This is a genomic window from Solidesulfovibrio alcoholivorans DSM 5433 (assembly GCF_000702665.1).
GTDB classification, from domain to species: domain Bacteria; phylum Desulfobacterota; class Desulfovibrionia; order Desulfovibrionales; family Desulfovibrionaceae; genus Solidesulfovibrio; species Solidesulfovibrio alcoholivorans.
This window is the reverse complement of the sequence record NZ_JNJA01000043.1, coordinates 1-5,957: the sequence shown is the minus strand read 5'-3', so window position 1 is coordinate 5,957 and position 5,957 is coordinate 1. Positions and strand designations below refer to the sequence as shown.

Sequence of the window (5,957 nt, the reverse complement as noted above, 5' to 3'; positions counted from 1 at the left end):
GCATGTGCGCAAAACCACACGGGCATGTGCGCAAAACCACATCTGCCGGTGCTCGGCATGGGTGCAAAACCACACCGACCATGTGCGCAAAACCACACGGTCAGCCCTCCACCGCCTTGGGTTTGTTCGTGGCCAAGGCCAGGGTCACCACGTCGTCACCGGAAAACTTGCTCCTGGCGGACAGGACGCCTACTTTGCGCAGCTCCGTCATGGCCTGCTTGATTTGCCGGCGCAGCTCGAAATGGGGCCGGTCCAGGTCCAAGTTGATGGCGGCGGCCAGGGTCAGGAAGTGCCCGCGCCAGTCGCCCCGGTGGGAAGTGGCGAACCTGTGCAAGGCCTTCGACACGGGGCGGGACAGCTCCGCCCGCTTGGCCAAATCCAACAGGTTTACGGCCCCGGCCGCGTAGACCTCCGCGAAATAGGGGTTCACGGTCACGGATATGTCGCGGCTCTTGTCGTCGCCCCCGGCCCACGTGAGCATGGTTGTCATCGCCCACTTGCCCCGCTTGGTTTGCAGCTTGACCCCCGCCACGGCCAGCAGCTCCAGGGCGGCTTTGACGCGGCGGTAATTGTCGCTTCCGGTGCGCTTGTAGCCCATGGCCGTCAGGATCGGGCGCAAGGGGCCGGTGTAGTTCCACACGGGCTTGTCGTCGCCGGTCGGCCCCACGGTTTTGAGCAACGCCAGGACCGCCAGCAGCACGTCCTCCTCGAAGGTGGACAGCTTGGGGCCGGTGTACGTCACTTCACCCCAGGCGCTTTTGGTTATGGCCAGCCCTCGGATGAAGGGGCGCACGGCCATTTCGTTCTTGCCCATGGGGAAAAACGGGCTCACCCGGCACAGGTCGGACGGCATGGGGGCAAAGGACATCCACCCCTGTTCCGGCGGCACCGCGCCCTTAGGTGCGACCTCCGCGTGAACCTCGGCGGCTACATGCTTGGCGTGGTCCTCCACGGGCAGGCCGGCGCGCTTGGCCTCGATGCGGGCCATGACCACCTTCAACGGGTCGGTGATGGGCTTCGGCTCATTCGCCACGGTCGCCACCTCCAAAAATTCGCAACAGGGACCGCCAGAAAGGCGTTTTCCCGGCCGTTTTGTCATCGGCATGACCTTCCGGTCGCATTTCCGGCTCCGGCGCTTCCTGGGGCATTCTGACGGCCTCCAGGGCAGCAAGCCGAGTTTCCATCGTGGCAAGGGTCCGGGCTTGGATTTCGTTCTGGCGTTCCAGGGCGCTGGCCAGCCGATCCACGGCGACGGTGAAGGCTTGAACGGCGGGGGCCAGGTCGGTGGACGACGTGGGCGCGGTGGGTTCCTGGCGAGTCGCCACCACCTCGTCGCGGACGGGCTCAACCTCGTGGAGCTGGCCGAACCGGGTCGCGAGAAGTTCCTGGACCTCGGGGCGACGGCGGCCTTCCCCGAAGGCATTGGAAACCGCGCGCAACACGTCCACGGCCTCGGGGTCGTAGAGCATCGCCTTGCCTACCCTCCGCGACCGGAAAAAGGTGGAGAACGTCTCCGCATACCTCCGGGCGGACGCCTCCGGGACATCCGCTTCCCGGGCCAGGGTCGCAAGGGGTTTCCAGCCTTCCACGGTCACCTCGGGCCATGTGGTCGTCATGGTCGTCGCCACGTCGTGACGGTCTGTAAATCAAGAACCAGTGCGGCTTAACTCGTGACGACTTTGTGGCGGTCGCCACATTCTCGCCACCACCTTAGCGGGCGGCCCACCTCGACCAGAAGCAGGCCGCCGGCATCGTCTACACCTGTCCGGCCAGGGGTGTTTCCCTGGTCCTGGGCACCAACTTTTCCATGTGCGCCAGCATGTCCTCGGCCAGCTCGGGGTGGCCCAGCAATGCGTCCATCCGCTCGGCGCAGGACCGTTGAAGCTCCCATCGCTGTCTGGCCGCTTCATATCCCTTGGGGTCCGGGATCGGCAGTCGCTTCACGACGCAGGAGGCCACGCCATGGGGTTCCCAGGACTTCCCCTCCACGCCGACCAAGATGCTGACGCCGGCACGGCCCAGGTTGGCATGGAGCTGGTCAAAAAGGCTGTCCGCTCGGGCGAGCAGCGACTTGCCGGTGATGGCGACGGCGCGCACATCGTCGTTGCAGGCTCCAAGGTCGTCCAGCAGTCCGAGGAAACTTGAAAGCGGACTCAAGGCGATGCCGATGAAGTCGCGTATCGCCGTGTCGGCCTCGTCAGTCCCAAACAGCCCCAGCTCATCCTTGCCGGCCAGCAGGTCTACGGGTACGGAATTTTCAGCCATGGTCGCACCTCCGATGCGGTTGTGGTGAAGGCCCTGGCCTGGTGCTCGTAACACCTCGCCGGGGCCGCTTTATTGCTACGCCTCCGGCATATCCGGGGCGTCGTCAGCAAATAGCCGGCCGCCTCCCTTGGCCTGATAGTAAGCCTCCAGGTCAGACCGTGAAATGGTGAAAGCCTTTCCAACTTTTGCAGCCTGCAAGGAGCCATTTCGGACAGCCCGGCGAAGGGTTTGCGGATGGCAATTCAACACCTCGGCGGCCTCATCGACGGTATACGTCATCTTTTCCGGGTCAACTATCATCGCGGCTATATCCTCTTCAGTCCATTTTGCGCGGGCGTGGTCAATCATGTGGGGATTTTCGCGGGCGATGCGGTCCAGATTGTCCCGCGCTTGCCGGATAGCTTCCAGATCCATGGGGCGTTTGCTCATGCGGCCAGCAACCTTTTCACCTGTTCGGCCAAGAACGCCTTGCCGGCCCGGCTGACAAATCCCCGACGTTCCAGTTCCCGGGCGATGGCCCGGAGGCTTTGACCAGCTCCATGAAGTCGGCGCGCTTCGGCTATAACTTCCTGCTCCTCGGGCACGGCCTCCAGGTGAACGCCATCGGCGGCCATGGTGTAGCCGTAGGGCACGGACCCGGTGCGCTCCCCCCGGGCCTTTTTGGCTCCCAAGGCGGCCTTGGTCCTGGCCCCTATCAACAACCGCTCGTACTCCGCGAAGGCGTCTATCATCCGCCGCATGAGGACCGAGGCAGGGTCATCCCCGTCCGTCCCCTCGCCGGCGGCGCTGACGATCCGCGCGCCCTTCCTGACCACGGCGGACTCGATCATGGCCACCTTGATGGGGTCACGTCCAAGCCGGTCCCGCTTGGCCACCACCAGCACGTCGCCCTTTTTCAAGGCGGCGATGGCGTCCAGCAACCCGGGCCGGGCTTCCAGTCCTTTGGCCCCGGACACGCCTTTGTCCTCGAACACGGCCACCAGCTCGGCGTCCTGGGACTTGGCGAAGCGCCGGCAGGCATCAAGCTGGGCAGCAAGACCGGCTCCGCTTTCGGCCTGGTCCTGGGTGCTGACGCGGAGATAGGCGTGGTGGGACATGGGATGACCTCCGGGGTGTTGGGGACAAATTATCCCCGAAAGTTATTCATGTCAAATGACAGTCTATGAAATAACATACCGCCTGTCACATGCCGTCCGGTGCGTGACAGAGCTTGAAAAAGACACCTTGACAATATGGCAGACCTACCATATTTAAAGGACACACGAATCAAACCTTAACCAGAGGAGCCACCACATGGACGCCATTATTTCAATATTTTCAACGTCAAGTAGGAGAGCAACACATGAAACGCGTTTTTTGGATTGGAGACTCAAAGGAGAAGCTCTGTAAGTTTCCAGATGATATGCAGGATGAGGCCGGATCAGCTTTAAGAAAAGTACAATATGGGCAAACACCAGACTGTGTTAGCTCGTTATCAAGCCTGGGAGAAGGAATTAGCGGAGTACTTGAAATTAAGGTTGACTATGACAAAGAGGCTTACCGCGTTGTCTACGTCGCAAAACTTACTAAAGGCGTGTATGTTCTCCACGCTTTTCACAAAAAGTCCAAGAGCGGTATAGGAATTCCGCCTAAAGATAAGGAGTTGATTGTCGCGCGCTATAAGGCTGCCCGCGAACACGACTCGTCATAGACGAGGATAGTTATGAAAGAACAAATCATTGAGGGGTCGGGTAACGTCTTTGCTGATCTTGGGCGTCCCGACGCCGAAGAACGTGCTTATAAGGCCGATCTTATCATGGTCCTTGAAAACATCATCAAGCGCCAAGGTCTTACACAGGTTGAGGCCGCCAAACGATGTGGAACCGACCAGGGCACTTTATCAAAGGTGCTCCGTGGGCGAGTTGGTTTTGTGAGCACGGATCGCCTGATACGCTGGCTCGGTTGTCTTGGTGGTTCAGTGCGGATCACCGTGGATGAGATGCCCGGGATGGGAGTTGCTCCCGTGTCCGTTCACTTTTGCACGGCGTAGCCATGGCCGCGCACGCCCCTGTCACCCTGACGCCGCTGGACGATGGCAATGGCCCACACGAAACAGCTTGCGTCAGCTAACGTTGACGTTTTGGTCCACCACCTTATTTGTTTACCGGCGTCAGGATTGTCCTAACGTTTTCAACCTTTAACAGGAGGATATCCCTTTGCAAGTAGACATTTACGACGCAGAACGCACCCCATCGTCAGTGGGTAAGGCCAGAGCTAGCCTTCTTGTTCCAAAAGGAACAGACATCAGAACTATACCAGCAGAGGTATTAGAATCTCTCGGTAAATTGTCTTTCCGTGAAAGTATGAATCTTTCCGAAGGCGAGAAAAGAATTGCTTTGGACACAAACAAGGCTCTGAAGGAATTGCAAACGAAAGGCTGGTATGTCTCTGGATGGGAAATTAAAATAACGACAAGCGTCTCTATGCCTAACTAGTGACATGATGTAGAAGCGGCGGCTACTATATTTATAGTGGCCGCCTTTTTCATTACCCACCCAGCTCACCCATTCATGTAAGTCATCGTTCATCGCCAGAACGTATACATTTTCCCGGTTTCAATACCTTATATGCTATAGGAAAGCCCACTTAGTCGACTACCTACGGGAAAAGAATAGCGGCGCTCCTCCGGCTAGGCGTCCAGGACAAGACGAAATGGCGGTGACCAGGTTCCCCTCCTGGCCAGCCCCTTCACAAGGGCGGCTTTGTGAGCTACTTTGTAGCCCAAAAGGGAAGGTGAATTATGACCGCTAACGCTGTTGTCCGAGCCCGGGTCAACGAGAAGGTCAAGGAAGACGCCGGGGCGGTTCTGGCCTCGATGGGGCTCACTGTTTCCGATGCCTTCCGGATGTTGCTGATCCGGATCGCCACGGAAAAGGCCCTGCCCTTCGATCCGCTCATTCCGAACGAAGAAACCATTGAGGCAATGAAGGCGGCGCGCCGGGGCGAGTTGACGACGGTTGGTAAGCCGGAAAATCTGTTGGCGTCCCTCAATGCGTGAGGTCCGGTACACAGGCCGCTTCAAGCGTGACTATAAACGGGAGAAGTCCGGGCGGCACGGTAAGGAACTCGACGACTTGCTTCCGCCCATCGTTGACCTTTTGGCCGCAGATACACCGCTTCCAGTATTGAACCGTGACCATCCGCTGACGGGTGAATGGTGCGACCATAGGGATTGCCACCTCAAGCCTGATCTCGTGCTTATCTATCGCAAGACACAAGACGGCTTCCTTGACCTGGTGCGTCTCGGGTCACATAGCGAACTCGGGATTTGACGCGGCGAAAGCAAGGCGTCTCGCCGTCCTTGTGGCGGCCAACCCGGAGGCCGGAGGTTCGAGTCTGACCGCCTGGGCTTATTAATTCAGTGGGTTAATGGGCAAGACCGCGCATTTGTTTTTGGGTGCGTGGACGTCCACTTTGGGGCGTTGAGCCGGCAGGCGAATAAGCTGGACCCGCAGGGCAGGGCGTGAAGGAGCCGGCCGAAGGTGGGCCTACTTCACCTGTCCTGCCTTCCGAGGCTGTTGAAACATAGCGGCCGCTACTGACAACATCCTGAACGGTTCAATACCCCGCATCATGCAGCAAAACACACTGGTTCAGGGCAGTATGCCAGAACCTCCCGGCTCATAGCTGGGACTTGCGCGAATAGGCTGCTC

General features: G+C 59.3%; 10 protein-coding genes. 5 read left to right on the top strand and 5 right to left on the bottom strand.

Annotation, left to right across the window (positions count from 1 at the left end):
* Nucleotides 1-100: 100 nt before the first annotated feature.
* The 5 genes from Q368_RS0122545 to Q368_RS0122525 form a co-directional block, all read right to left on the bottom strand.
* Complete coding sequence (locus tag Q368_RS0122545) at nucleotides 101-1,033, bottom strand: RepB family plasmid replication initiator protein (RefSeq protein ID WP_156955895.1); 933 nt, start codon at nucleotides 1,031-1,033, stop codon at nucleotides 101-103.
* Nucleotides 1,023-1,616 carry a hypothetical protein gene (locus Q368_RS24275; RefSeq protein WP_029461269.1) on the bottom strand — a complete coding sequence of 198 codons (594 nt, stop codon included), beginning with the start codon at nucleotides 1,614-1,616 and terminating at the stop codon, nucleotides 1,023-1,025. The genes Q368_RS0122545 and Q368_RS24275 overlap by 11 nt, the downstream gene beginning before the upstream one ends.
* A 139-nt stretch (nucleotides 1,617-1,755) precedes the next feature.
* Nucleotides 1,756-2,265, bottom strand: coding sequence for a hypothetical protein (locus Q368_RS0122535; RefSeq protein WP_029461268.1), 510 nt, complete (start codon nucleotides 2,263-2,265; stop codon nucleotides 1,756-1,758).
* 75 nt (nucleotides 2,266-2,340) lie between these two features.
* Complete coding sequence (locus tag Q368_RS27215; RefSeq protein WP_245611458.1) at nucleotides 2,341-2,694, bottom strand: helix-turn-helix domain-containing protein; 354 nt, start codon at nucleotides 2,692-2,694, stop codon at nucleotides 2,341-2,343.
* Nucleotides 2,691-3,362, bottom strand: a complete 672-nt coding sequence (locus Q368_RS0122525; RefSeq protein ID WP_029461266.1) for a recombinase family protein — start codon at nucleotides 3,360-3,362, stop codon at nucleotides 2,691-2,693. The genes Q368_RS27215 and Q368_RS0122525 overlap by 4 nt, the downstream gene beginning before the upstream one ends.
* Nucleotides 3,363-3,607: 245 nt before the next feature.
* Between Q368_RS0122525 and Q368_RS25355 the strand changes: the two genes are divergently transcribed.
* From Q368_RS25355 to Q368_RS25350, 5 genes are all read left to right on the top strand, one after another.
* Entirely contained in the window at nucleotides 3,608-3,955 is a 348-nt protein-coding gene (locus Q368_RS25355) for a type II toxin-antitoxin system RelE/ParE family toxin (protein ID WP_084158999.1), read from the top strand.
* 12 nt (nucleotides 3,956-3,967) lie between these two features.
* Nucleotides 3,968-4,294 (top strand): helix-turn-helix domain-containing protein, encoded by a 327-nt coding sequence (locus tag Q368_RS23590; RefSeq protein WP_043786733.1) that lies wholly within the window; start codon nucleotides 3,968-3,970, stop codon nucleotides 4,292-4,294.
* A gap of 166 nt (nucleotides 4,295-4,460) precedes the next feature.
* A complete protein-coding gene (locus tag Q368_RS26360; RefSeq protein WP_162179675.1) occupies nucleotides 4,461-4,739 on the top strand; it encodes a YcgL domain-containing protein in 279 nt (92 codons plus the stop codon).
* A 305-nt stretch (nucleotides 4,740-5,044) separates the two neighbouring features.
* Entirely contained in the window at nucleotides 5,045-5,302 is a 258-nt protein-coding gene (locus Q368_RS0122520) for a type II toxin-antitoxin system RelB/DinJ family antitoxin (RefSeq protein WP_029461265.1), read from the top strand.
* Entirely contained in the window at nucleotides 5,295-5,576 is a 282-nt protein-coding gene (locus tag Q368_RS25350; RefSeq protein ID WP_084158998.1) for a type II toxin-antitoxin system YafQ family toxin, read from the top strand. The genes Q368_RS0122520 and Q368_RS25350 overlap by 8 nt, the downstream gene beginning before the upstream one ends.
* Nucleotides 5,577-5,957 lie beyond the last annotated feature (381 nt).